At 69.5% G+C, this 22,748-nt stretch carries 26 protein-coding genes; 16 read left to right on the forward strand and 10 right to left on the reverse strand.

The window, feature by feature from the left end; all coding sequences use genetic code 11:
- The first annotated feature begins 2 nt into the window (after positions 1-2).
- From tpiA to QQX04_RS09245, 4 genes are all read left to right on the forward strand, one after another.
- On the forward strand, positions 3-794 hold the full coding sequence (gene tpiA / locus QQX04_RS09230; protein WP_301128435.1) for a triose-phosphate isomerase: 792 nt from the start codon (positions 3-5) through the stop codon (positions 792-794).
- Between the two features lie 85 nt (positions 795-879).
- On the forward strand, positions 880-1,125 hold the full coding sequence (gene secG / locus QQX04_RS09235) for a preprotein translocase subunit SecG (RefSeq protein WP_301128437.1): 246 nt from the start codon (positions 880-882) through the stop codon (positions 1,123-1,125).
- Between the two features lie 29 nt (positions 1,126-1,154).
- Complete coding sequence (locus tag QQX04_RS09240; RefSeq protein ID WP_301128438.1) at positions 1,155-1,532, forward strand: RNA polymerase-binding protein RbpA; 378 nt, start codon at positions 1,155-1,157, stop codon at positions 1,530-1,532.
- Entirely contained in the window at positions 1,532-1,813 is a 282-nt protein-coding gene (locus tag QQX04_RS09245; RefSeq protein ID WP_301128440.1) for a SelT/SelW/SelH family protein, read from the forward strand. Before QQX04_RS09240 ends, QQX04_RS09245 begins: the two co-directional genes overlap by 1 nt.
- Positions 1,814-1,890: 77 nt before the next feature.
- Here the strand turns inward: QQX04_RS09245 and pgl are convergent, their stop codons facing one another.
- Genes pgl through tkt form a run of 5 tightly spaced genes read right to left on the reverse strand, consistent with a single transcriptional unit; the run spans position 1,891 to position 8,717 of the window.
- Positions 1,891-2,607, reverse strand: coding sequence for a 6-phosphogluconolactonase (gene pgl, locus QQX04_RS09250; protein ID WP_301128441.1), 717 nt, complete (start codon positions 2,605-2,607; stop codon positions 1,891-1,893).
- A complete protein-coding gene (locus QQX04_RS09255; protein WP_301128443.1) occupies positions 2,604-3,512 on the reverse strand; it encodes a glucose-6-phosphate dehydrogenase assembly protein OpcA in 909 nt (302 codons plus the stop codon). Before QQX04_RS09255 ends, pgl begins: the two co-directional genes overlap by 4 nt.
- Positions 3,509-5,032 (reverse strand): glucose-6-phosphate dehydrogenase, encoded by a 1,524-nt coding sequence (gene zwf, locus QQX04_RS09260; protein ID WP_436968473.1) that lies wholly within the window; start codon positions 5,030-5,032, stop codon positions 3,509-3,511. Before zwf ends, QQX04_RS09255 begins: the two co-directional genes overlap by 4 nt.
- Positions 5,029-6,657: a phosphoglucose isomerase-related protein gene (locus tag QQX04_RS09265; RefSeq protein WP_301128447.1), complete on the reverse strand. Its 1,629-nt coding sequence runs from the start codon at positions 6,655-6,657 to the stop codon at positions 5,029-5,031. The genes zwf and QQX04_RS09265 overlap by 4 nt, the downstream gene beginning before the upstream one ends.
- Positions 6,654-8,717 (reverse strand): transketolase, encoded by a 2,064-nt coding sequence (tkt, locus tag QQX04_RS09270; RefSeq protein ID WP_301128449.1) that lies wholly within the window; start codon positions 8,715-8,717, stop codon positions 6,654-6,656. The genes QQX04_RS09265 and tkt overlap by 4 nt, the downstream gene beginning before the upstream one ends.
- A gap of 185 nt (positions 8,718-8,902) precedes the next feature.
- On the opposite strand from tkt, the gene QQX04_RS09275 reads away from it, so the two are divergent.
- Genes QQX04_RS09275 through der form a run of 11 tightly spaced genes read left to right on the forward strand, consistent with a single transcriptional unit; the run spans position 8,903 to position 18,145 of the window.
- A complete protein-coding gene (locus tag QQX04_RS09275) occupies positions 8,903-9,865 on the forward strand; it encodes a heme o synthase (protein ID WP_301128451.1) in 963 nt (320 codons plus the stop codon).
- Between the two features lies 1 nt (position 9,866).
- Positions 9,867-10,787, forward strand: coding sequence for a site-specific tyrosine recombinase XerD (locus tag QQX04_RS09280; protein ID WP_301128453.1), 921 nt, complete (start codon positions 9,867-9,869; stop codon positions 10,785-10,787).
- Positions 10,788-10,817: 30 nt separating this feature from the next.
- A complete protein-coding gene (locus QQX04_RS09285) occupies positions 10,818-11,633 on the forward strand; it encodes a ParA family protein (RefSeq protein ID WP_301128455.1) in 816 nt (271 codons plus the stop codon).
- Positions 11,634-11,635: 2 nt separating this feature from the next.
- Positions 11,636-12,508: a segregation and condensation protein A gene (locus QQX04_RS09290; RefSeq protein WP_301128456.1), complete on the forward strand. Its 873-nt coding sequence runs from the start codon at positions 11,636-11,638 to the stop codon at positions 12,506-12,508.
- The gene (gene scpB, locus QQX04_RS09295) at positions 12,508-13,062 is read left to right on the forward strand and encodes an SMC-Scp complex subunit ScpB (protein WP_301128458.1); all 555 of its coding nucleotides are present in this window, start codon (positions 12,508-12,510) and stop codon (positions 13,060-13,062) included. The genes QQX04_RS09290 and scpB overlap by 1 nt, the downstream gene beginning before the upstream one ends.
- The gene (locus QQX04_RS09300; RefSeq protein WP_301128460.1) at positions 13,059-13,811 is read left to right on the forward strand and encodes a pseudouridine synthase; all 753 of its coding nucleotides are present in this window, start codon (positions 13,059-13,061) and stop codon (positions 13,809-13,811) included. Before scpB ends, QQX04_RS09300 begins: the two co-directional genes overlap by 4 nt.
- A gap of 47 nt (positions 13,812-13,858) precedes the next feature.
- Entirely contained in the window at positions 13,859-14,221 is a 363-nt protein-coding gene (gene aroH / locus QQX04_RS09305; RefSeq protein ID WP_301128462.1) for a chorismate mutase, read from the forward strand.
- Between the two features lie 3 nt (positions 14,222-14,224).
- Positions 14,225-15,277 (forward strand): prephenate dehydrogenase, encoded by a 1,053-nt coding sequence (locus QQX04_RS09310; protein WP_301128463.1) that lies wholly within the window; start codon positions 14,225-14,227, stop codon positions 15,275-15,277.
- Positions 15,274-15,948, forward strand: a complete 675-nt coding sequence (gene cmk / locus QQX04_RS09315) for a (d)CMP kinase (RefSeq protein ID WP_301128465.1) — start codon at positions 15,274-15,276, stop codon at positions 15,946-15,948. Before QQX04_RS09310 ends, cmk begins: the two co-directional genes overlap by 4 nt.
- Positions 15,945-16,646, forward strand: a complete 702-nt coding sequence (locus tag QQX04_RS09320; protein ID WP_301128466.1) for a lysophospholipid acyltransferase family protein — start codon at positions 15,945-15,947, stop codon at positions 16,644-16,646. Before cmk ends, QQX04_RS09320 begins: the two co-directional genes overlap by 4 nt.
- Complete coding sequence (gene der, locus QQX04_RS09325; RefSeq protein ID WP_301128467.1) at positions 16,646-18,145, forward strand: ribosome biogenesis GTPase Der; 1,500 nt, start codon at positions 16,646-16,648, stop codon at positions 18,143-18,145. Before QQX04_RS09320 ends, der begins: the two co-directional genes overlap by 1 nt.
- Positions 18,146-18,148: 3 nt before the next feature.
- Here der and QQX04_RS09330 read toward each other — a convergent pair whose 3' ends face one another.
- The 4 genes from QQX04_RS09330 to QQX04_RS09345 all read right to left on the reverse strand — a co-directional run bounded on the left by QQX04_RS09330 (position 18,149) and on the right by QQX04_RS09345 (position 20,607).
- Positions 18,149-18,337, reverse strand: coding sequence for a hypothetical protein (locus tag QQX04_RS09330; RefSeq protein WP_301128469.1), 189 nt, complete (start codon positions 18,335-18,337; stop codon positions 18,149-18,151).
- Between the two features lie 47 nt (positions 18,338-18,384).
- Positions 18,385-18,819, reverse strand: a complete 435-nt coding sequence (locus QQX04_RS09335; RefSeq protein ID WP_301128470.1) for a DUF1801 domain-containing protein — start codon at positions 18,817-18,819, stop codon at positions 18,385-18,387.
- Positions 18,820-18,881: 62 nt separating this feature from the next.
- Positions 18,882-19,652, reverse strand: coding sequence for a glycerophosphodiester phosphodiesterase family protein (locus QQX04_RS09340; protein WP_301128472.1), 771 nt, complete (start codon positions 19,650-19,652; stop codon positions 18,882-18,884).
- Entirely contained in the window at positions 19,645-20,607 is a 963-nt protein-coding gene (locus QQX04_RS09345) for an alpha/beta hydrolase (RefSeq protein ID WP_301128474.1), read from the reverse strand. Before QQX04_RS09345 ends, QQX04_RS09340 begins: the two co-directional genes overlap by 8 nt.
- A gap of 78 nt (positions 20,608-20,685) precedes the next feature.
- Here QQX04_RS09345 and QQX04_RS09350 point away from each other — a divergent pair, with 78 nt between their 5' ends.
- Positions 20,686-22,065 carry an MFS transporter gene (locus tag QQX04_RS09350; protein WP_301128476.1) on the forward strand — a complete coding sequence of 460 codons (1,380 nt, stop codon included), beginning with the start codon at positions 20,686-20,688 and terminating at the stop codon, positions 22,063-22,065.
- Between the two features lie 22 nt (positions 22,066-22,087).
- Here QQX04_RS09350 and QQX04_RS09355 read toward each other — a convergent pair whose 3' ends face one another.
- Positions 22,088-22,693 carry a nucleoside deaminase gene (locus QQX04_RS09355; protein WP_301128478.1) on the reverse strand — a complete coding sequence of 202 codons (606 nt, stop codon included), beginning with the start codon at positions 22,691-22,693 and terminating at the stop codon, positions 22,088-22,090.
- Positions 22,694-22,748 lie beyond the last annotated feature (55 nt).

Genomic DNA, 22,748 nt, shown 5'->3' on the forward strand with positions numbered 1-22,748 from the left:
ACATGGCACGTACCCCGCTGATCGCAGGCAACTGGAAGCTGAACCTCGACCACCTCGAGGGCACCCACACCGTGCAGAAGCTCGCGTGGCTGCTGCGCGATGCCAAGCACGACTACTCGGCCGTCGAGGTCGCCGTGCTCCCGTCGTTCACCTCGCTGCGCTCCGTGCAGACGCTGGTGGACGCCGACCAGCTCGAGATCAAGTACGGCTCGCAGGACATCTCGCAGCACGAGTCCGGTGCCTACACCGGTGAGGTGTCGGGCGCGCAGCTCGCGAAGCTCGGCGTGAGCTACGCGGCTGTCGGCCACTCGGAGCGCCGTCAGTACCACGGTGAGACCGACGAGATCGTCGCGGCCAAGACCAAGGCGGCGTTCGCGCACGGCATCGTGCCGATCGTCTGCGTCGGCGAGGGCCTGGACATCCGCAAGGAGGGTCGTCACGTCGAGTACACGCTCGCGCAGGTGGACGGCGCGCTGAAGGACCTCCCGGCCGAGCAGGCCAAGGACGTCGTCATCGCGTACGAGCCCGTGTGGGCCATCGGCACCGGTGAGGTCGCGACGCCGGCGGACGCGCAGGAGGTCTGCGCCGCCATCCGCGGTCGCCTCGCGGAGCTCTACGATGCTGAGCTCGCGGACGGCGTCCGCGTGCTCTACGGCGGTTCGGTGAAGTCCTCGTCGATCGCGCAGCTCATGGCCGAGACCGACGTCGACGGCGGTCTCGTCGGCGGCGCGAGCCTCGACCCGGAGGAGTTCTCCAAGATTGCGCGCTTCAAGGAGCACCAGGTCGGACTCTGACCTGAACACGGCGCGGCCCGGGGTTGTCCCGGGCCGCGCCGTCGTCGCGTAAACTTGTCCCGAAAACCGACGTCCTGGGAGTACCGTGGCAATTCTGGAAAGCATCCTCTGGGTGCTGCTCGTCCTGCTGAGCATCGTCATCATCGGTCTGGTGCTCATGCACCGCGGCCGTGGAGGCGGCATCACCGACATGTTCGGTGGAGGCATCGCGTCCGGCATCCAGTCGTCCTCCGTCGGTGAACGCAACCTTTCCCGCATCACGTGGGGCGCTGGCGCCGTATGGCTGCTGGTGATCGTGCTTCTTGGTCTCATCCAGCGCATCGCGCTGTGATCATCCGTACCTGAGGGGGTAGACACTCGATGGCTGGTGGAAACGCAATCCGTGGCTCGCGCGTCGGCGCGGGACCCATGGGAGAGAACGAGCGTGGTGAGTCCGCTCCCCGCCGTGCGGTGAGCTACTACTGCGCGAACGGACACGTGACCTCCCCGAGCTTCGCGCTCGGTGAGGACTTCGAGGACCCGGAGATCCCGCTGGAGTGGGACTGCCCTCGATGCGGCCTGCCGGGCGGTCTCGACCCGGAGAACCCGCCGGAGCCTCTGCGCAACGAGCCGTACAAGACTCACCTTGCCTACGTGAAGGAGCGCCGCTCCGACGAGGAGGGCGCAGCCCTGCTCCAGGAGGCGCTCTCCGGACTGCGTGAGCGCCGCGGCGACGCCGAGGTCGCGGTCGTCGACTGATGCAGATCACGATCGAGTACTGCGTGCCCTGCGGATACCTCCCGCGGGCGACCGAGGCCCAGACCCGCCTCCTTGAGGAGTTCGGCAACGCGCTTGAGGGAGTGACGCTGAAGACCGGCCGCAAGGGAGTCTTCAGCTTCACAGCCGACGGCGAGGAGATCTACGCCAAGCCCGCAGAGTTCGACATCGACGCGATCGTGGCTGACGTCCGGGAGAAGATCGGCCCGGTCGAGGGTGTGCAGCCCGAGGGCCGCGACCTGCTGATGGGCAAGAAGCACTGACGCTCGGCCTCTGATGTGACAGGAGCCCCCGCCATATGGCGGGGGCTCCTCTGCATGGGTGGGGTCCGTTCCCGGCGTCAGATTCCTGTCGCCGCCGCGGCGTCCACCATCCAGAGAGTCTCATCCGTTCCGCGAGCGACTGCTCCCGGAAGCGACTCGTCTCCGTGCACGCACGCGGCCACGGACTGCGCCTTCTCGGCTCCCGACGCGACGACCCACACGCGCTTGGCACGCTGGATCGTCTCGCGCGAGAGCGTGACGCGCGTGGGCGGCGGCTTCGGGGAGTCGTGCACCGCGTAGGCCTCGGGTCCGCCCTCGGTGTAGCTCACGTGACCGGGGAAGAGCGAGGCCACATGACCGTCGGGACCGAGGCCCAGCATCAGCACGTCCCAGGAGGGGTCTCCCGCGGCCTCCATCTCGGCGCGGTAGGCCTCCGCGGCGTCCTCGGCGGTGGAGAAGTCGCTCGCGGACCCCATCCGGTGGATGTTCTCCTCGGGCAGGGGGAGCGACCCCAGCATCGCCTCCTGGGCCTGGCCCTCATTGCGGTCCGGGTCGCCCGTGGGGACGAAGCGCTCGTCGCCCCACCAGATGTGTACCGACGTCCAGTCGACGTCCGCGGACAGCGGGGAGGCGGCGACCTCCGCGAGCGACTGGATGCCCACGGTCCCGCCGGTGACGATGATGTGCGCCTCGTCCTGCGTGGAGAGGGTGTCCTGGATCGTGACGAGCAGGCGTGCGGCAGCGGTGCGGGCCACCGCGTCACGATCGGGCAGCACGAGGACTCTGCGGTTCATGAGGCTCCTTCGAAGGTGGCGAGCGTCTCGCCGTAGACGGGGTCGTCGTCGAGCCTGCGAAGCTCCTCGGCGAGGCACTCGTCGAGCGTGCGCGCGGGCAGCGCGATGACGTGGTCGGGCTGCCCCGGCTGGGACAGCGTCGCGTGGTGGCCGTCGGGGCGGGAGATGCTTATCTCACCCGACGGCGTCTCGAGCACGATGTGCTGGAGCGCCGACACCGAGGCGTCGTACGTCGCCTCGATCTCGCATCCCAGCGCGCGCTTCAGCCACGCGCCGAGCAGGAGGATCGACGGGCTGTTCATGTCACCATGGATCCGCGCCCGGGTCACGACCGGGTCGGTGATCTGCTCGAGCGCGGACGCGAGCAGCGCACGCCAGCGCGTGAGGCGGGTCCATGCGAGGTCGGTGTCGCCGCTGCGGTGGTCGTGGGCAAGGCACCGCAGGGCAAACTCGGGATCGGGGTCACCCTTGGAGTCGGTGATGCGCCGCTGCGCCATCTTCCCGAGGCCCGTGATGGAGCACTCGTGCGGCACCTCTGCCGGCCACCACGCGACGATCGGCGCGTCAGGGAGCAGCAGGGGAGTGATCAGCGTGTCGTCGTGGCCAACCTGTGCGCCGGACGGGCGCAGCACGATGACCTCGGACGCCCCGGCATCGCCGCCGACGCGGATCTCCGCGTCGAGACGGGCCTCGCCGCCCTCCTGCGGGGCGATCACGATGATACGGCAGGGGTGCTCGCGCGACGCGACGTTCGCGGTGGCGATGGCGGCCTCGAAGTCGGCGCCCTTGGCGTCGATCACGAGAGTCATCACGCGGGCGAGGGTGATCACGCCGCCGTCCCTCTGCGACTCGACGAGCCGCTTGGAGATGGCCGACGTGGTGGTTGCAGGCATGTCGATGATCATGGGCGCCTCCAGGCTCGGCCGTCGCGAGCCATCATCTCGTCAGCGCTGGTCGGACCCCAGGTGCCCGAGCGGTACTGCTCAGGCTGGCCCTGGGAGGACCAGTAGGTGGTGATCGGGTCGAGGATCTGCCAGGAAAGAGCGACCTCCTCCTGACGGGGGAAGAGCGGCGGATCGCCCAGCAGCACGTCGAGGATCAGGCGCTCGTACGCCTCAGGCGAGGACTCGGTGAACGCGTTGCCGTACGCGAAGTCCATGGTGACGTCGCGCACCTCCATCTGCGATCCCGGCACCTTCGAGCCGAACCTCAGGGTGACGCCCTCGTCGGGCTGAACCCTGATGACAAGGGCGTTGGTGCCGACGTCGGACCCCTGGATGTGCTGGAAGTACGGCGACGGCGCCTTCTTGAACACGAGCGCGATCTCGGTCACGCGGCGCCCGAGACGCTTGCCCGCACGCAGGTAGAACGGGGTGCCGTTCCAGCGCCTGTTGGGCACGTCGAGCCGTATGGCGGCGTACGTCTCGGTGGTCGAGTCCTCCGAGATTCCGTCCTCCTCCAGGAAGCCGCCGACCTGCTCGCCGCCGCGCCAGCCTGCGGCGTACTGGCCGCGCGCGGTGCCGAGCCCGAGGTCCTCGGGCAGCTCGGTGAGGCGCAGCACCTTCTCCTTCTCCGCGCGCAGGTCAGCCGCCTCGAAGCTGGCGGGCTCCTCCATCGCGGTGAGGGCGAAGAGCTGCAGAAGGTGGTTCTGGATGACGTCGCGGGCGGTGCCGATGCCGTCGAAGTAGCCCGCGCGGGACCCGATACCGATGTCCTCGGCCATCGTGATCTGGACGTGGTCGATGTACTGCGAGTTCCAGATCGGCTCGAACAGCTGGTTGGCGAAGCGGATCGCCAGCAGGTTCTGGACGGTCTCCTTGCCGAGGTAGTGGTCGATGCGGAACACCGAGTCAGGCGGGAAGACGCTGGAGACGACCTCGTCGAGGCGCTCGGCGGACTCGAGGTCGTGGCCGAAGGGCTTCTCGATCACGACGCGTCGCCAGGTGCCGTCCTTGGGGTCGGACAGACCTGAGTCGCGCAGCTGCGTGACGACCTGGGGGAACGCCGACGGAGGGATGGAGAGGTAGAACGCGTGGTTGCCGCCGGTGCCGCGTCGTTCGTCGAGGTCCTCCACGGTGCGGCGAAGCTCTGCGAACGCCTCCGGGTCGTCGAAGGTGCCCTGCACGAAGCGGATGCCTTCGGAGAGCTGACGCCAGGTCTCGTCGCTCCACGGGGTGCGCGCATGCTCGCGCACCGATTCGTACACGACCTGCGCGAAGTCCTCACGTCCCCACTCGCGGCGTGCGAAGCCCGTGAGTGCGAACGCTGGCGGGAGGAGGCCGCGGTTGGCCAGGTCGTAGACGGCGGGCATCAGCTTCTTCCTGGCCAGGTCGCCCGTCACGCCGAACATGACGAGGCCGCAGGATCCGGCGATGCGGGGGAGTCTGCGATCCCGGGGATCTCGCAGAGGATTCACGTGGGTCATCCCTCCAGTAGGGCCGCCACAGCGGCGACCTGGGAACGGTCGGTGAGTGTCAGGTGGAGCACGGGTCGTCCGAGGGCCTGGAGGGCTTCGAAGTCGCCGGTGGCCTGTGCTCGGATGAGCCGGCCGAAGGTGTGCGGGAGACCAGGGATCTCCAGGTCCTCCCCGTAGGTCGAGGACAGCATCAGGTAGACGCCGGAGTCGGGGCCGCCCTTGTGCAGCTGCCCGGACGAGTGCACGTATCGCGGACCCCAGGCGAATGACACGGGCCTGGCGAGCCTGCTCGCGAGCGTGCGGCGCGCGCCGGGGAGCGCGAGGCTCGTCTCCTTGTCGAGGAACGCGAGGATGGCGAGGTAGCCGTCCGGCGTGAGGTGGTTCTCGAGTGCGTGCACGGCGTCCTCGAGGCTCCCGATGCCGTCGAGCAGCCCGTCTGTGGCGCGCAGCTCGACGCCCTGGTCCACAAGATCGGGTGCGTCGGGCATCACGTCGGAGTCGAGGATCTCGCGGGCTGCGTTCTTCGCGTTGTCGATGTCCGGCTCATCGAAGGGATTGACTCCGAGCACGCGCGAGGCGATCGCCACGGAGTGCTGCCACAGCAGAAGCTGCCCGCCGAGAGTGCCGCTGACGGTGAGGTGGGATCCATCGGACTCGTCGATGGCGGTCAGGCTCACCAGGCGGCAGTCGAGCACATCGGGCTGGGTGAGCTCGGGCGCATGCGGTTCCGCCACGACGGGCACGATGCCCCTGCGGTTCTTCCCGGTGGAGCCCGCGACCAGCTGCTCGATCCACTCGTCCAGGCCGACGATGCCGGAGCCGTGGTCGGAGAGGACGAGCGTGCGGCGCAGGCCGGCGAGGGCGGCGCCGAGCACGAGCGCGGGGTTCGCCGGATCGTCCTCCTCCAAGGATTCGGCCACCGCGGCCGCCTCGTCCAGCAGGTCCAGCACGGGCACCCCTGCGAGCGCGGCGGGCACGAGCCCGAACGCGCTGAGGGCGCTGAAGCGTCCTCCGACGTGGGGGTCGGCGAGGAACAGCGCTCGGCAGCCGTCCTCACGTGCCTGGCGCTCGAGAGGGGAGCCGGGATCGGTGACGATCACCATGCGCCGGCGGAAGTCGAGCCCCTCGCGGGAGAACGCCTCCTCGACGGCGGAGTGGATCGCCTGCGTCTCGACGGTGCCGCCCGACTTCGAGGCGACGACTACGACGGTCGCAGCCAGGTCGCCGGCGATGGCGGCACGCACCTGCGACGGCTCTGTGGAGTCGAGCGTGACGAGCGGCACTCCGTAGGTGGCGCAGATGACTGTGGGTGCGAGCGTGGATCCGCCCATGCCCACCAGCACCACCCGGTTGACGCCCTCGCCGCGGAGGTCGACGAAGAGCTCCTCGAGCTCACCGAGATGACGCCTGGCGGTCTCGTGAAGCGCGGTCCAGCCCAACCGCAGTCGCGCGTCAGCCTCAGCCTCGGCGCCCCACAGCGTGGGGTCGCCGGACCCGAGCCGCGACGCGACGCGTTCCTCGACCAGGGCGGGCGTCAAGGTCTGCACGGACTCCGCAGCGTCGCCGCTCGCGGTGACCGCGACATGAGCCTCGTGATCGACGCCCGCCCAGGTGCTGAGGAACGCGGATGTCACCGGATGGACTCCAGGGATTCACGTGCCTTCGCAGCGACGTTCTCCGCGGTGAAGCCGTACTTCTTGAGGAGCAGACCGCCGGAGGCGGACTCGCCGAAGTGGTCGACGCCCACGATCCGGCCGGCGTCGCCGACGAGCTCGCGCCAGCCGAGCGGGGAGCCTGCCTCCACCGAGACACGGGCCTTCACCTCGGCGGGGATGACGGACTCCTGGTAGGCGGCGTCCTGGCGCGCGAAGCGCTCACGCGACGGCATCGAGATGACGCGGGCCTTCACTCCGTCGGCTGCGAGCAGGTCGCGGGCGCCGAGAGCGACCGAGACCTCGGAGCCGGTGGCGAGCAGCAGCACGTCGGCGTCCTCGTCGCCGCCTGCGATGACGTAGGCGCCCTTGTCGACGCCCTCGGCCGAGGTGCCCTCGAGCGTCGGCACGTTCTGTCGCGTGAGGATGATCGCCGAGGGGCGGTCAGTGGTCTCGAGGATGGCCTTCCATGCGTATGCGGTCTCGTTCGCGTCCGCCGGGCGGATCACGTCGAGGCCGGGGATCGCGCGCAGCGTCGCGACGTGCTCGATCGGCTGGTGGGTGGGGCCGTCCTCGCCCAGGCCGACGGAGTCGTGGGTCCAGACGAACGTCGTGGGGATCTGCATCAGGGCTGCGAGGCGGACCGACGCGCGCATGTAGTCGGAGAACACGAGGAACGTGCCGCCGTACACACGGGTCAGGCCGTGCAGCGTGATCCCGTTCAGGATCGTGCCCATGCCGAACTCACGGATGCCGAAGTGGAGCGTGCGGCCGTACCAGTCGCCGTCGGGGAACGACTTGGTGGAACGGTGGGGAGGCAGGAACGAGGGCTCGCCGCCCATCGTGGTGTTGTTGGAGCCCGCGAGGTCAGCCGAGCCGCCCCAGAGCTCGGGGAGCACGGGAGCGAGCGCCGTGAGCACCTTGCCGGAGGCCGAACGCGTGGCGACCGAGCCGCCCACCTCGAACTCGGGAAGCGCGGTCTCCCAGCCCTCAGGGAGCGAACGGGTGAGGAGGCGCTCCAGCAGTGCTGCGCGCTCAGGGTTCTCGTCCTCCCAGCGCGCGAACATGGCGTTCCAGTCGGAGTGCGCCTGCTGGCCACGGTCCTTGACCTGGTGCATGTGCGCGAGGATCTCGGGTTCGACGGTGAAGCTCGCCTCGGGGTCGAAGTCGAGCACCTTCTTGAGCGCGGCGACCTCGTCGCCACCGAGCGCGGAGCCGTGAACGCCGCCGGTGTTCTGCTTGGTCGGCGCGGGCCACCCGATGATCGTGCTGAGCGCGATGAACGACGGCTTGCCGGTCTCGGCCTTGGCGGCCTCGAGGGCCTCGTAGAGGGCCTCCGGGTTCTCGTGGTAGCCGTCGGGCGTGACCCAGTCGACGCGCTGCGTGTGCCAGCCGTAGGCCTCGTAGCGCTTGAGGACGTCCTCGGTGAACGCGACGTCGGTCTCGTGCTCGATCGAGATCTTGTTGTCGTCCCAGATCACGATGAGGTTGCCGAGCTCCTGGGTGCCGGCGAGCGACGAGGCCTCGTGCGACACGCCCTCCTGGAGGTCGCCGTCCGAGGCGATCACGAAGATGTGGTGGTCGAAGGGCGACGTGCCGGGCGCAGCCTCGGGGTCGAGCAGTCCGCGCTCACGGCGCGAGGCCATGGCCATGCCGACGGACGAGGCGATGCCGGAGCCGAGCGGGCCGGTCGTGATCTCGACGCCGTCGGTGTGGCCGTACTCGGGGTGTCCGGGGGTCTTCGAGCCCTCCGTGCGGAGCGACTTCAGGTCGTCGAGCGACAGGTCGTAGCCGGAGGCGAACAGCTGCAGGTAGAGCGTCAGCGAGGAGTGACCGGCGGACAGCACGAAGCGGTCGCGACCCAGCCAGGACGAGTCAGCGGGGTCGTGGCGCATGACGTTCTGGAAGAGCAGGTAGGCGGCGGGCGCGAGCGACATCGCGGTCCCGGGGTGGCCGTTACCCACCTTCTCGACGGCGTCGGCCGCAAGCACCCTGAGGGTGTCGACGGCGCGGTGGTCAGCAGCGGTCCAGTTGAGGCTCACGGAAACTCCAGTGGCAGATGTATCGACTATGACGTCCACAGCCTAGTAGCCGCCCGGGGCGGTCGTTGGCATGGGATGTCTCGGCAACAAGGGACGGGCGTCAGGTGTTCCTCCGAGTCCGGGGAAGGCGGTGGGAGGTAGGACGGAGGTCCCAACCTGGTCCCGGTGCGGCTTAGGATGGACACATGCCACAGCCAGCCGCCGTCGTGTCGGATGTCCCTGCCCCGGCAGTGCCGCGCTGGCTGCTCGCGACACGGGTGGCCAAGGCGTACGTCGCGCTGACGAAGCCCCGCATCATCGAGCTGCTGCTCGTGACGACGCTCCCCGCGATGGTGCTCGCCGCCGACGGCTGGCCGTCGCTCGGACTCGTCGCGGCGACCCTCTTCGGCGGATACCTGTCCGCCGGCAGCGCGAACGCGTTCAACTGCTACATCGACCGCGACATCGACGCGCTCATGAAGCGTACGCGCAACCGTCCGCTCGTGACGGGCGAGGTCTCCGAGCGCGGCGCGCTCGTGTTCGCTTGGGTCCTCGGCGTGGTCAGCACGGCGTGGTTCCTCGTGGTCATCGGCTCGGTGCTCGCGACGGTGCTGTCGGTGCTCGCGATCCTGGGCTACGTCGTCGGCTACACGCTGATCCTGAAGCGCCGCACGGCACAGAACATCGTGTGGGGCGGCATCGCCGGATGCATGCCCGCGCTCATCGGGTGGGCCGCTGTGACGGACTCGCTCGCATGGGAGCCGTTCCTGCTGTTCCTCATCGTGTTCTTCTGGACTCCGCCGCACTACTGGCCGCTGTCCATGAAGTTCCGCAAGGACTACGCGCACGCCGAGGTGCCGATGCTCCCGGTCGTGGCTCCCACCCGGCGCGTGGCGATCGAGATGATCGCGTACGCCGTCGCGATGGTGGTGACCAGCCTGGTGCTGGTGCCCGTCGGCGGCATGACGTGGGTCTATCTCGCGGCCGCCGCAGGCGCCGGAGTCTGGTTCCTCAACGGATGCATCCAGCTGTACCGCCGCTCGCAGCGCGGAGAGTCGAAGCTGCGCGAGATGCGGTTGTTCAGGGAGTCGATCGTCTACCTGACCGTGGTCTTCGCGGCCGTGCTGGTCGATCCGTTCCTCCCGGATGCTCTGACGGTCTGGGGCTGAGGTGCTCGCAGGCCAGCGTGAGGGCTATCTCGCCCACCTGGCCGTCGAACGCGGTCTGAGCGACAACACGCTCGCGGCCTACCGCCGTGACCTTGCGCGTTACGAGTCCTTCCTCGGCTCGCGTGGCCTCGACTCGCTGTCCTCAGTGGGCAGATCGGACGTGGCCGACTTCGCCCAGGCGCTCGGCACCGGAGCCGATGGAGGCAAGGCGCTCGCACCGTCGTCGGCGTCGCGCGTGGTCGTGGCGGTGCGCGGCTGGCATCGGTTCGCCGTGCAGGAGGGGTGGGCGGTCGACGACCCCTCGCTCCAGGTCAAGCCCCGCGCCGTCCCGAAGCGTCTCCCCAAGGCGATCGCGACAGATCAGGTGGCGGCCATCCTCGAGGCGTCGTCGACGGGGGAGGGGGTCGCTCCACTCCGGGATCGCGCGCTTCTCGAGCTCGTCTACGCCACGGGCGCCCGCATCTCCGAGGCTGTCGGCCTGGACGTGGACGATGTGTCGCTCGAGCCGGGCGTGGAGGCGGTGCTCCTGAGGGGCAAGGGCCGCAAGGAGCGCGTGGTGCCGGTGGGTGGCATGGCCGTCGACGCGCTGGACGCCTACCTGGTCCGTGCCCGATCGGGGCTCGCGGCCCACGGCAAGGGCGACGCGGCGCTGTTCCTCAACTCTCGCGGGGGCAGGCTCTCGCGTCAGAGCGCATGGTCGATCCTGCGTGCCGCAGCCGAGCGTGCAGGGGTGCCGGACGTGAGCCCCCACACCTTGCGTCACTCGTTCGCGACCCATCTGCTCTCGGGCGGCGCCGACGTGCGCGTGGTCCAGGAGCTGCTCGGGCACGCCTCCGTGACCACGACGCAGGTGTACACCCTGGTCACACGCGATTCGTTGAGAGAGGCGTACGTCCTCGCTCACCCGCGCGCCCGCGACTGACAGACCGTCACGAAACGGTAACCTGATGCGGTGACCGACTACCCCGAGCCCAAGCCCCTGACCAGCCACGGGCCTGCACGCGTCGTGGCCCTCTGCAACCAGAAGGGCGGGGTCGGCAAGACGACCACCTCGGTCAATCTCGCCGCGGCGCTCGCCGAGTACGGCCGACGGGTGCTGCTCGTGGACTTCGATCCGCAGGGCGCGGCCTCCGCGGGTCTGGGCATCAACTCCAACGACCTCAAGACCACGGTGTACGACCTGCTGATGCGCTCGGACGTGAAGACCGCTGACGTGATCATGAGCACGCCCTACGAGAACCTCGACCTGCTGCCCGCGAACATCGACCTGTCCGCGGCCGAGGTCCAGCTGGTGGGCGAGGTGGCGCGCGAGAGCGCGCTCGCGCGGGCGCTCAGGGATGTGGTCGACGACTACGACGTCGTCCTGATCGACTGCCAGCCGTCGCTGGGCCTTCTCACGGTGAACGCCCTGGTGGCGGCGCATGGCGTGCTGATCCCCCTCGCCTGCGAGTACTTCGCGATGCGTGGCGTGGCGTTGCTCGTCGACACGATCAAGAAGGTGCAGGACCGGCTGAACCCGCGTCTCACGATGGACGGCATCGTGCCCACGATGTACGACGCGCGCACTCTGCACTCGCAGGAGGTCGTCGAGCGGGTCCGTGACGCCTTCGGTGATCGCGTGACGGAGACCATGATCGCGCGCACCGTGAAGTTCCCTGACGCGACCGTCGCCGCCGAGCCGATCCTCACGTTCGCGCCGTCGCACTCAGGCTCGGAGTCGTACCGTCAGCTCGCGCGCGAGCTGATGTCGCGCGGGGTAGCCGCGTAGCCGTGACTGCCGGCGTCCCCCAGCCGGACCAGGCCTCCCGGAAGGGTTTCGAGGTCCATCTCGACAACTTCGAGGGGCCGTTCGACCTTCTGCTGACCCTGATCTCGAAGCACCAGCTCGACGTCACCGAGGTGGCGATCGCGCGTGTCACTGACGAGTTCCTTGCGGTGGTGCGTGCCTACGAGGCCGGATGGGACCTCTCGCAGGCCTCGGAGTTCCTGGTGGTCGCCGCGACTCTGCTCGACCTGAAGACCGCCCGACTGCTCCCGCAGGGCGAGGTGGACGACCTCGAGGACCTCGAGCTTCTCGAGGCACGGGACCTCCTCTTCGCACGACTTCTCCAGTACCGCGCCTTCAAGGAGGTGGCAGGCCGCTTCGAGGGCATGCTCGAGGCTCCCCGACGGGTTCCTCGAGACGTCGCTCTCGAACCGCACTTCGCGATGCTGCTGCCGGAGCTCGTGTGGACGATCACGCCCGAGATGCTTGCGACGCTCGCCGCCAAGGCGATGGAGCCGAAGGCCGTGCCCTCGGTCTCGCTGAGCCATCTGCACAATCCGGCGGTGAGCGTGCGTGATCAGGCACACGTGATCGCGACCCGACTGCAACACTCGGGTACGGCGACGTTCCGTTCGCTCGTCTCGGACGCGGACAACGTGCATGTGGTGGTCGCCCGGTTCCTGGCACTGCTCGAGCTCTTCAGGGAGGCCGCGGTGTCCTTCGAGCAGGCGCGATCCCTGGGTGAGCTGACCGTGCGATGGACGGGCGGGACCGATGAGGTCGACGTCTCGGCAGAGTTCGACGAGGACGACGCCATGGGCGTCGGTTTGGAGGCCGCCCGCGAGTCGGAGCGGTCGAGCGAGGGAGGATCCCGCTGATGGATCAGCACGTGAGGGGCGCCCTGGAGGCTGTCCTGATGGTGGTCGAGGAGCCCGTTCCGGCGGATCAGCTCGCGGCCGCGCTCGAGGTGCCTGTGTCGCACGTGGTGGACACGCTGCACGCGCTGCGCGACGAGTACGCGGACCCGGAGGCCCCGCGCGGCTTCGAGCTGCGCGAGGTGGACGGCGGCTGGCGCATGTACTCGTCGCGGCTCTACGCGGACGTGGTGGGACGCTTCGTGGTCGACGGCCAGTCGTCGCGGCTGTCGCAGGCCGCGCTCGAGACGCTCGCGGTGGTCGCCTACCGTCAGCCGGTGACACGTGGTCAGGTGTCCCAGGTGCGTGGCGTTAACGTGGACTCCGTGATGAAGACGTTGAGCGCACGCGGTCTGGTGACCGAGGTCGGCGAGACAAGCGGCGCACTGCTGTACGGCACCACCACCGAGTTCCTCGAGCGCATGGGCATGTCCTCGCTGGACGAGCTGCCCCCGCTCGCGCCGTTCCTCCCGGAGCTCGCGGACATCGACGGGGCCGAGTCAGAGGGGGCCCGATGATGGCCGAGCTCGAGATTCACCGTCCCGAGGGGATCCGGCTGCAGAAGGTGCTCGCGTCGGCGGGCGTCGGGTCCCGGCGCAAGTGCGAGGAGATGATCGAGGCCGGGCGCGTGCGCGTCAACGGCGCGGTCGTCGACCAGCTCGGGGTGCGTGTCGATCCTGATGCCGTGTCGATCGAGGTGGACGGCAAGCGGATCAGCGTGGACGACGCTCACGTGACGGTGGTGCTGAACAAGCCGTTGGGCGTCGTCTCCACGATGCAGGACCCGCAGGCGCGTCCTGCGCTCGACCAGTACGTGTCCGGGTACAAGGAGCGTCTGTTCCACGTGGGTCGGCTCGACGCGGAGACCACCGGGGTCATCCTGCTCACCAACGACGGTGACCTCGCGAACCGTCTGGCGCACCCGACGCATGGCGTGTCGAAGATCTATGTGGCGAAGGTGGAGGGGCGCTTCGCGAAGAGCCTGTGCACCACGCTCAAGGAGGGCGTCGACCTTGCCGACGGACCCGTGAGGGTCACCGCATGCACGGTGCTCGACGTGTCCGGCGATCACTCGCTCGTGCAGGTGGAGCTCCACGAGGGCCGCAACCGGATCGTGCGCCGCATGCTGGACGCGGTGGGCCATCCCGTCGTGGAGCTCGTGCGTACCCAGTTCGGCCCGGTCCGGCTCGGCACCCTCGCGCCAGGCGAGGTACGCCAGCTGAACCGCGAGGAGGTCGGCGAGCTCATGCAGGTGGCGGGCCTCTAGCCTGCGCCGATGCGGTCGGCCACGCCGACGACCGATACGATGACGGCATGACCGTACGCGCGATCCGAGGTGCCATCTCGCTCGACGTGGACGAGAAGCAGCATCTCCATGATCGGACGCGTGAGCTGGTCTCCGCGCTCATGCAGGAGAACGGCCTCACCACGGACGACGTCATCTCCGCGATCTTCACTGTGACCCCTGACATCGTGTCCGACTTCCCGGCGGCCGCCGCGCGAGAGATGGGCTTCGGCGCCGTCCCGCTCATGTGCGCGCAGGAGATCCCCGTTCCTGGTGCCCTTCCTCGCATCGTCCGGGTGATGATGCACGCTGAGATGGACGTGCCTCGTGACGCCGTCTCGCACGTGTACCTGCGCGACGCTGTCGCTCTTCGCCGAGACCTCGCGCAGTAGACGATGCCGGCGACACCTCGCACCCACGTCATCGGTGCCGGACTCATCGGCGCGAGCATCGGCCTCGGCCTGCGCGCCGCCGGCTGGGACGTCACGATCGCCGACGCTGCAGCGGAGGCGGAGCGGCTCGCATGGGGGATCGGCGCCGGTGACCCGCTGGGCCACGAGGCTCCCGAGCTCGTGATCGTGGCCGTGCGGCCGTCCGCCACCGGAGAGGTCGTAGCGGAGGCGCTCGAGCGCTGGCCAGGTGCGTGGGTGACGGACGTCGCGTCCGTGAAGGCCCCCGTGCTGGAGGCGGCGCGCGCCGCGGGCGGCTCGGCGCGATACGTCGGCTCGCATCCCATGGCCGGGCGTGAGGTGTCCGGAGGCCTCGCTGCACAGTCGGACCTGTTCAGCGCGCGGCCCTGGGTCGTGTGCGCGGGTGACGCCGCCGAGGAGGTCGTGGAGACCGTGCGCTCCGTGGCGCGTACGCTCGAGAGCGACCTGGTCGAGATGGATGCGAGCGCGCACGATGCCGCGGTCGCGCGGGTCTCCCACGCTCCCCAGGTGGTCGCTTCCGCCGCGGCGGCGGCGCTCGGTCCGCTCGGCGCCGACGACGTGGCGCTGGCCGGTCAGGGACTGCGGGACGTGACTCGCATCGCTGGATCGCCGCCGGCGATGTGGGCGGATATCGCTCGCATGAATCACGCCGCGCTCGTCGCGACGCTCGACCACATCATCGGCGACCTCGAGGATGTGCGGGAGGCGGACGACATCGGTGAGGCGCTCACGGACCTCATCGCCCGTGGCAACCTCGAGGTGGAGCGGATCCCCGGCAAGCACGGTGGGAAGACCCGTGAGTGGCGCGGCGTCACCGTCATCGTGCCGGATGAGCCTGGCCAGCTGGTGCGCCTGCTCCAGGACGCGGCCTCCGTGGGTGCGAACGTCGAGGACCTGTCGATCGAGCACTCGCCGCGTCAGCCGGTGGGTCTCACGACTCTCTTTGTGGAGCCCGCGAGCGCGCCGCCGCTCGTCGAGGCCTTGGAACGCGCAGGATGGACGGTGGCTGCCTCATGACCGGAATCGTGATCGCTGTGGATGGGCCCGCGGGCACCGGCAAGTCGACGGTGTCGAGGGAGGTCGCTCGACGCCTCAAGCTCGCGTACTTCGACACGGGCGCCACGTACCGCGTGGGCACGTTGTGGTGTCTGCGCGAGGGCGTCGACCTGTCGAACCAGGACGATGTGGCGGCGATGGTCGCGACGATGAACGTGGAGCTGATCCTCAACCCCGACAACCCGTCGATCCTGCTGGAGGGCGAGGACGTGTCCCGCCTGATCCGGTCGGACACCGTGGCGCTGCAGGTCTCGAAGGTGGCGACGAACCTCGAGGCGCGCCGCATCCTCGGGGACTGGCAGCGTGCTGTCATCGCTGGCGAGCAGGAGGGCGGCTACTCGGAGGGGCGGGGCGTGGTCGCTGAAGGGCGCGACATCACGACGATCATCGCTCCCGAGGCCGACGTGCGCGTGCTCATGACCGCCGACGAGGATGTGCGGGTGGCACGTCGCGCGGGCGAAGGAGCCGATGCGGCGACGGTGCGGGAGGCGGTCCTCGGTCGCGACCGTCAGGACTCCACCGTGGTCTCCTTCCACACGGCGGCTGACGGCGTGGTGACGGTCGACACCACGGACCTCACCATCGAGCAGGCGGTCCAGGCCGTCATGTCCCTGGCGAAGCGGGACGCATGACCGACCGGAAGGTGCCGAGCCGCTGGGGCCCACGCTGGTCCCGGTGGGTCGGACGCTTCATGGCGAAGGTGGTCTGGCGCACCGAGGTGAGGCACGTTGGAAGGCTTCCTCGCTCGGGCGCCGTGATCGTGGTCGCCAACCACATCGGGATCGCGGACGGGCCGCTTCTCCACGGGGTGATCCCGCGAGGCTCGTACTTCCTGATCGGCGGGCACATGATGGAGGGCGTGCTCGGACGCATCCTTCGCGCCGCCCAGCAGATCACGGTCGAGGGCTCGGGTCGCGAGGCGCTGGCTCAGGGGCTGGCCGTGCTGAAGCGTGGCGACGTGGTCGGCGTCTTCCCGGAGGGGACGCGCGGAGGAGGCGAGGCCGAGTCCGTGCACGGCGGCGCGGCGTGGCTCGCGGTGCGGTCAGGTGCGCCTGTTCTGCCGGTCGCGATCCTGGGCACGCGCCTCCCGGGTGAGTCGGTGCATGCGTGGCCGAAGCTCGGGCGACGTATGCTTATGGACTTCGGCGAGGCGCATGCGCTCGACATCCCCCAGGAGCTCAAGGGCCGTGCCCGGCAGGCCTGGGCCGCGGAACGGGTGGCGGAGGTGCTGCGTGACCATCTCGCCGCTGTCCAGCAGACGACGTCGCTCGAGCTTCCGAGGGACGACCCGCGCGGTCTACGCGCAGCGAACGACGCCCAGGAGGCATGATGACCGACTTCGATGAGCTCGGGCCCGGTGAGAGGGAGCTGCCTGCTCCGCACCAGTCCGACCCGGAGGAGAGCCTCGACGAGATCCGCGAGGCAGCGCTCCGCGCTGGACTTGACGCGTATGAGCTGAGCGAGGACGATCTCTCCGCGCTGAACGCGGAGCCTGAGCCTCTGGTGGAGGAGGCGCTGCCCACGCTCGCCATCATCGGACGCCCCAACGTGGGCAAGTCGACCCTGGTGAACCGCATCATCGGCAAGCGGCTCGCCGTGGTCGAGGACCGCCCGGGCGTGACCCGCGACCGTGTGAACTATCCGGCGGAATGGGCCGGGCGAGACTTCATGCTGCTCGACACCGGCGGCTGGGAGAAGAACGTCACGGGCATCGACCTCTCGGTCGCGCAGGCGGCGGAGGCCGCGATCGATCTGGCGGACGCGATCATCTTCGTGGTCGACGCCACGGTGGGCGCGACCGCGACCGACGAGCAGGTGGTGCGCCTGCTGCGCAAGGCAGACAAGCCCGTGGTGCTCGCGGCGAACAAGGTCGACGGTCCGCAGGGCGAGCTCGAGGCAGCGGCGCTGTGGAACCTGGGCCTGGGGGAGCCGTATCCGGTCAGCGCGCTTCACGGCCGTGGCACAGGAGACCTGCTCGACGCCGCGATGGCCGCCCTGCCTGCCGAGATGCCCGAGGTCGAGGTCGTGGAGGGTGCGCCGCGACGGATGGCGCTCGTCGGCCGTCCCAATGTGGGCAAGTCCCAGCTGCTCAACAAGCTCGCGGGGGAGAACCGCGTCGTCGTCCACGACCTCGCCGGCACCACCCGTGACCCCGTGGACGAGAACGTGGAGATCGACGGCCAGCCGTTCGTGCTCGTCGACACCGCAGGTATCCGTCGCCGCGTGCACCAGACGAAGGGCGCCGACTTCTACGCCTCCCTGCGCACGCAGACCGCGATCGAGCGCGCGGAGATCGCGCTCGTGCTCATGGATGCGTCCGTGCCTCTCACCGAGCAGGACACCAGGGTGATCTCCCAGGTGACCGAGGCCGGTCGCGCGATGGTGCTCGTGTTCAACAAGTGGGACCTCGTGGGTGAGGACGAGCGGTTCCTGCTGGAGCGTTCGGTGGACACCGATCTGGTCCAGCTCACCTGGGCGCCGCGCGTCAACCTGTCCGCGCTCACCGGATGGCACACCAACCGCCTCATGCCTGCAGTGAACCTCGCCCTGTCGAGCTGGGATCAGCGGATCTCGACCGGGCGTCTCAACTCCTTCCTGGGCGAGCTGGTCGCGGAGCATCCGCATCCGGTGCGCTCCGGGAAGCAGCCCAAGATCCTGTTCGGCACCCAGGCGTCCACGCGTCCTCCGCGCTTCGTGCTCTTCGCCTCCGGCTTCCTGGAGCCGACCTACCGGCGCTTCATCGAGCGCCGGCTGCGCGAGACCTTCGGCTTCGAGGGCACGCCGATTCAGATCTCGGTGCGGGTGCGGGAGAAGCGCAGGAAGCGCTGATCCTCAGCGGCCTCTACGGTCGCTCGCACGGGAGAAGACCAGCCCGAGCACGACGCCGATCCCGACGAACGCCGGGAACAGGGCGAACGTGTCGGTCGCGATCCAGATCAGGAAGCCGGTGACGGCTGCCAGCAGCATCCCCGCTGCGAAGGGCAGGGGTCTGATCGGCTGCTGCTGGTCTCCGTTGCCCATGGGCTCGTCCCTCCTCGCGTGCGTTCGCCCGATGCGATGCGTGCCCGCTAGCTCTCGGCAGCGTCGTAGTCGCCCCGCGCGATGCCCAGGCGTGCGAGCTCGGACAGCACCGCTTCGTCGACCTGCTCGAGGCGCTTCACGTAGACGCATCCGACGCCGGTCGTATGCGGGCCGAGCCCGTCGAGCACCTGACGCTGGCTGTCCGTGTCCTGCAGCCCGTAGAAGCTGAGCTGCGCCTTGCGTGGGGAGAAGCCGACCTTCATCCACTCGCCTTCACGGCCGGACGCATACCGATAGGTGTAGGTGCCCCACCCGATGATGGAGGTTCCCCACATGACCGGTGCGGTGCCGGTGGCTTCAGTGAGCAGCGCGACCACCCGACGCGCCTCGTCCTGGCGTCGTGGGGGCTCGACACCCGCCACGAAGTCCTCGACGGGCTGGTCCGTCGGTTGCGTCTTGTTGGCTGCGCGCCCGTCTCCCATATCGCCAGTCTCCCAGCGATGTGCCCTCAGTGCGCGGCGTCGTGCCGACGCCACGCCCATGCTCAGCGCCACGTGCCGCGCGCGACGAGCACCTCTCGCAGGAGGTCGGCGCGGTCGGTGACGATGCCGTCGACGCCGATGTCGAGGAGGCGGTGCATGCTCGCCTCGTCGTTGATGGTCCACACGTGGACCCCGCGGCCGACGCGGTGGGCGGCGGAGACGTGGCGTGCGCCCAGGAGCGGCACGCGCCGCATGCTCGTGGGGATCTGGAGCAGGTCGACGTGCCTCAGGGCGGGGCCGACGCCGCGTCCGAGACCGCCCACCGCGAAGAACCCCGCTGCCTCGGTCGTGCCTGCGGACATGGCGACCGGTCGGCTCAGAAGCCGCACCGTGTCGCGTCGGCGGCGTGCAGAGAAGGAGGCCACGCACACCCGGTCGTGAGACGCGGTGCGCTCGATCGCCTCCGCCACCGGCCTGATCCCGGAGACGGCCTTGACGTCGATGTTCACGTGAAGCTCGGGCCACGTTCCGAGAACGTCCTCGAGGAGCGGGACCGCCTCGACGCCGCCGATCCGCGCGCCACGCACCTCCCGTGCGGGCAGCGCAGACACCTCGCCGGATCGGTCGGTGGTCCTGTCGAGCGACGAGTCGTGAAGCGCGATCGCGATCCCGTCGCTCGTGCCGTGCGCATCGGTCTCCACATAGCGGAAGCCGAGGTCGACCGCCGCCTGGAAGGCCTTCATCGAGTTCTCGAGGCCCTCACGGGAGAAGCCGCGGTGCGCGAGCGCGACGATCGAGCCTGGCTCTCCCAGGTACGGATGGCGGTCAGGCACCTGGTCGCTCCGCAGGCGGGAGCGCGCGGTCGAGCCACGCGCTGAGCTCGGACAGGTATCTCTCGCGCGGCGTGGTGTCGGACAGCGCGAGGTCGTGCACGGCGTCGGGGACGACGAGCAGCTCTGTGTCGCGCCCGAGCCGTGGCGCGAGCCGCGAGATCGCCTCGACGTCCACGATCGTGTCCTGCGCGTCCAGCAGCGGATTGTCGGGCGAATCGGGTCCGCCTGCGCCTGCACGGGCCGCGAGCACCGGGATCTCGAGGTGCAGCCCGCGCGCGACCTGCCTCTGGGCGCGCACGACCGCTGCGAGCCAGGCGGCGCGGACCGGCAGTCCGTCGGGGCGCTTCCAACGAGTGTCGTACTCCCAGCGTCCGCCCTCGGAGGCGAGGAGGTGGGTCGCGTACCAGGACGGTCCGGACGACACGATCGACAGCGGCCTCCTGCGCGCGATGCCGGGCAGCGCTCGATTGCCGAGCCGGAGCCGCCACGAGGGAACCGAGCCGAGGTAGGGGGAGTTGAGGGCGAGCGCGGCGACGGGCCCAGGACCATGCGTGTGGAGTCGCACGAGCGTGGTCAGGGCACCCGTGGAATGCGCGTGCACGGCGATCGGAAGGCCGGGCTCCAGGTCCGCGACCATGGCGGCCGCGGCCGCGACGTCCTCGCCGGGCTCGGCCACGTCGGTCATGAAATGCGGGATGTCGCCCTCGCGGAGGGAGCGTCCAGCGCGGCGAAGGTCCACCGCGTAGGACACGAAGCCGTCGTCCAGGAGCCGGTTCGCCACGTGCGAGTGGAAGAAGTAGTCGTTGTAGCCGTGCACGTGCAGCACGACGCCGCGCGGAGCGGGAGGACGGCTCGTGGATCTGACGAGCGTCGCCTCACCGAGTGCGGCCTGCTGGAACCCGGGCAGGACGTCCTCGCGCCACTGAAGAGAGGTCGAGGGCGCACTGGTGGTCACCTGTGCATCGTACGTCGGGTCATGCAAGGGACGCCGCGTCGTCACCCGCTGTTCACCAGGTTGCGGCAGTCTGTCCTCATGACTGAGGATGCGCGCCCCGAGCCGGCAGGACCGTCGACAGCGGGGGCGGCGCCCTCTCTCGCCGTCTCCGACACCCCGAAGGGCAAGGGCCGGGTCGTCGCGTGGGCCCTGTGGGACTGGGCGACGCAGCCGTTCAACTCGGTGATCGTGACCTTCGTCTTCACGGCGCTCTACCTCACCTCGGACGCCTTCATCGATCCCGAGATCGCGGCGCTCGGTGCGGATCATCCGTCGTACGATCTCGCGATCGCGAGCCTGACGAGCGGCCTCGGACTCGCCGGCACGCTCGCGGGAGTGTTCGTCGCGTTGCTCGCGCCGGTGCTGGGCCAGCAGGCGGACACCGCGGGCCGACGCAAGCGCTGGCTCGCTGTCTCCACCGGGATTCTCACCGTCGTGACCGCGGCACTGTACTTCGTGCAGGCGGCGCCGTCGTACTTCGTGATCGGGGTGGGCCTGATCGCGGTGGGCCTCGTGGCGAACGAGCTCGGCGGGGCGCAGTACAACTCGCTCATCACGCAGGTGACCACGTCGAAGAACGTGGGCCGTGTGTCGGGCCTCGGGTGGGGGCTGGGCTACATCGGCGGCATCGTCGCCCTGGTGCTCGTGGTCGTGGCCGACGGCGCGGACTGGTGGGGCATGTCGACGGAGAACGGCATGGCGTACCGGACGATCGCGCTCGGGTGCGCGCTGTGGACCGTGCTGTTCGCGTGGCCCGTGTTCGCCTTCGTCCCGGAGCCTGCAGCGACGGGGCGTGAGAAGGTCGGGTTCCTCGCGGGCTACGCCAGGTTGGGGCGAGACGTCGCCGAGCTGTGGCGCACGAGCCGTTCCACGGTGTGGTTCCTCATCGCGAGCGCGATCTACCGAGACGGGCTCGCGGGCATCTTCGCCTATGGTGCCGTGATCGCCGCCGTCTCCTTCAACTTCAGCGATTCCGAGGTGCTGTTCTTCGGCGTCGCCGCCAACCTGGTGGCCGGCATCGCGACGATCATCGCTGGAACCATCGACGACAAGGTGGGGCCACGGACGCTGATCCTTTGGGCGCTCGGCGGCATGATCGTCGCGGGCACCGTGGTCGTCGCGCTCCATGGGATGGGATCGATCGTCTTCTGGATCGCGGGTCTGATCCTGTGCCTGTTCGTGGGGCCCGTGCAGTCTGCGTCCAGGTCGCTCCTGGCGCGGGTGGCGCCGGCCGACAAGGAGGGCGAGCTCTTCGGCCTCTACGCGACGACTGGGCGCGCGGCCTCATGGATGGCCCCGTTGATGTGGACCGTCGCGATCGCCGTCACCGGCGCGACCATCTGGGGAGTCGTCGGCCTAGTCTCCGTGGTCGTGGTGGGCTTCGTCGCGCTCCTGTTCGTGAAGATCGAGGCGCGTTGATCTCGGGAGGTCCGGCGCGGCCTCAGTCCTTCTCGATCCTGCCCGCTCCGCGCGCGTTGTACACGGTCGACGACGAGGCGCCGTAGGCCTCGTACACCGCGAGCGCGTCGGCACGGCCCACGTCCTGCGTCACGGAGATGCCGCGAGCCTCGAACTGGGCGGCCCAGTCGGGCACCATCGGTCCCTCGTCGAAGCCCGTGAGCCGTTCGAGCTCCGGTCCGTCGCCCGCCACGATCAGGTGCCGGATGCCCGACCACATCGTCGCGCCGTAGCATTGCACGCAAGGACGCCAGTTGACCACGAGCGCGAGGTCGCGCTCGGCGCCCAGGTCCCACGTACCCACGCGAGTCTGAGCGAGACCGAGCGCCATCACCTCGGCGTGCCCGCTCGAGATGCCCGTCGCGAGCACCACGTTCACGCCGACGGACACGAGCTCGCCCGTCGACGCGTCGACCACGATCGCGGCGAACGGGCCGCCGTTGCCCTCCCGCCAGTTGCGGTCCGCGAGGCGGTTCACCAGCGCCATCTGCGCCTCTGCGCCCTCGATGGACTGGGGCAGCGTCGGGAGCTCCGCCGTGAGCCAGTCAGGGAGGGACATGGTGAAAGACGAGGCCGGTGTGGCGGTCATGGAAGGCTCCGAGGCGTGACGGGACGGGACTGTGCCGATTGTGCACCCACCTTGT

Origin of the sequence: Demequina zhanjiangensis, assembly GCF_030418315.1 — a bacterium.
Taxonomy (GTDB): Bacteria; Actinomycetota; Actinomycetes; order Actinomycetales; family Demequinaceae; genus Demequina; species Demequina zhanjiangensis.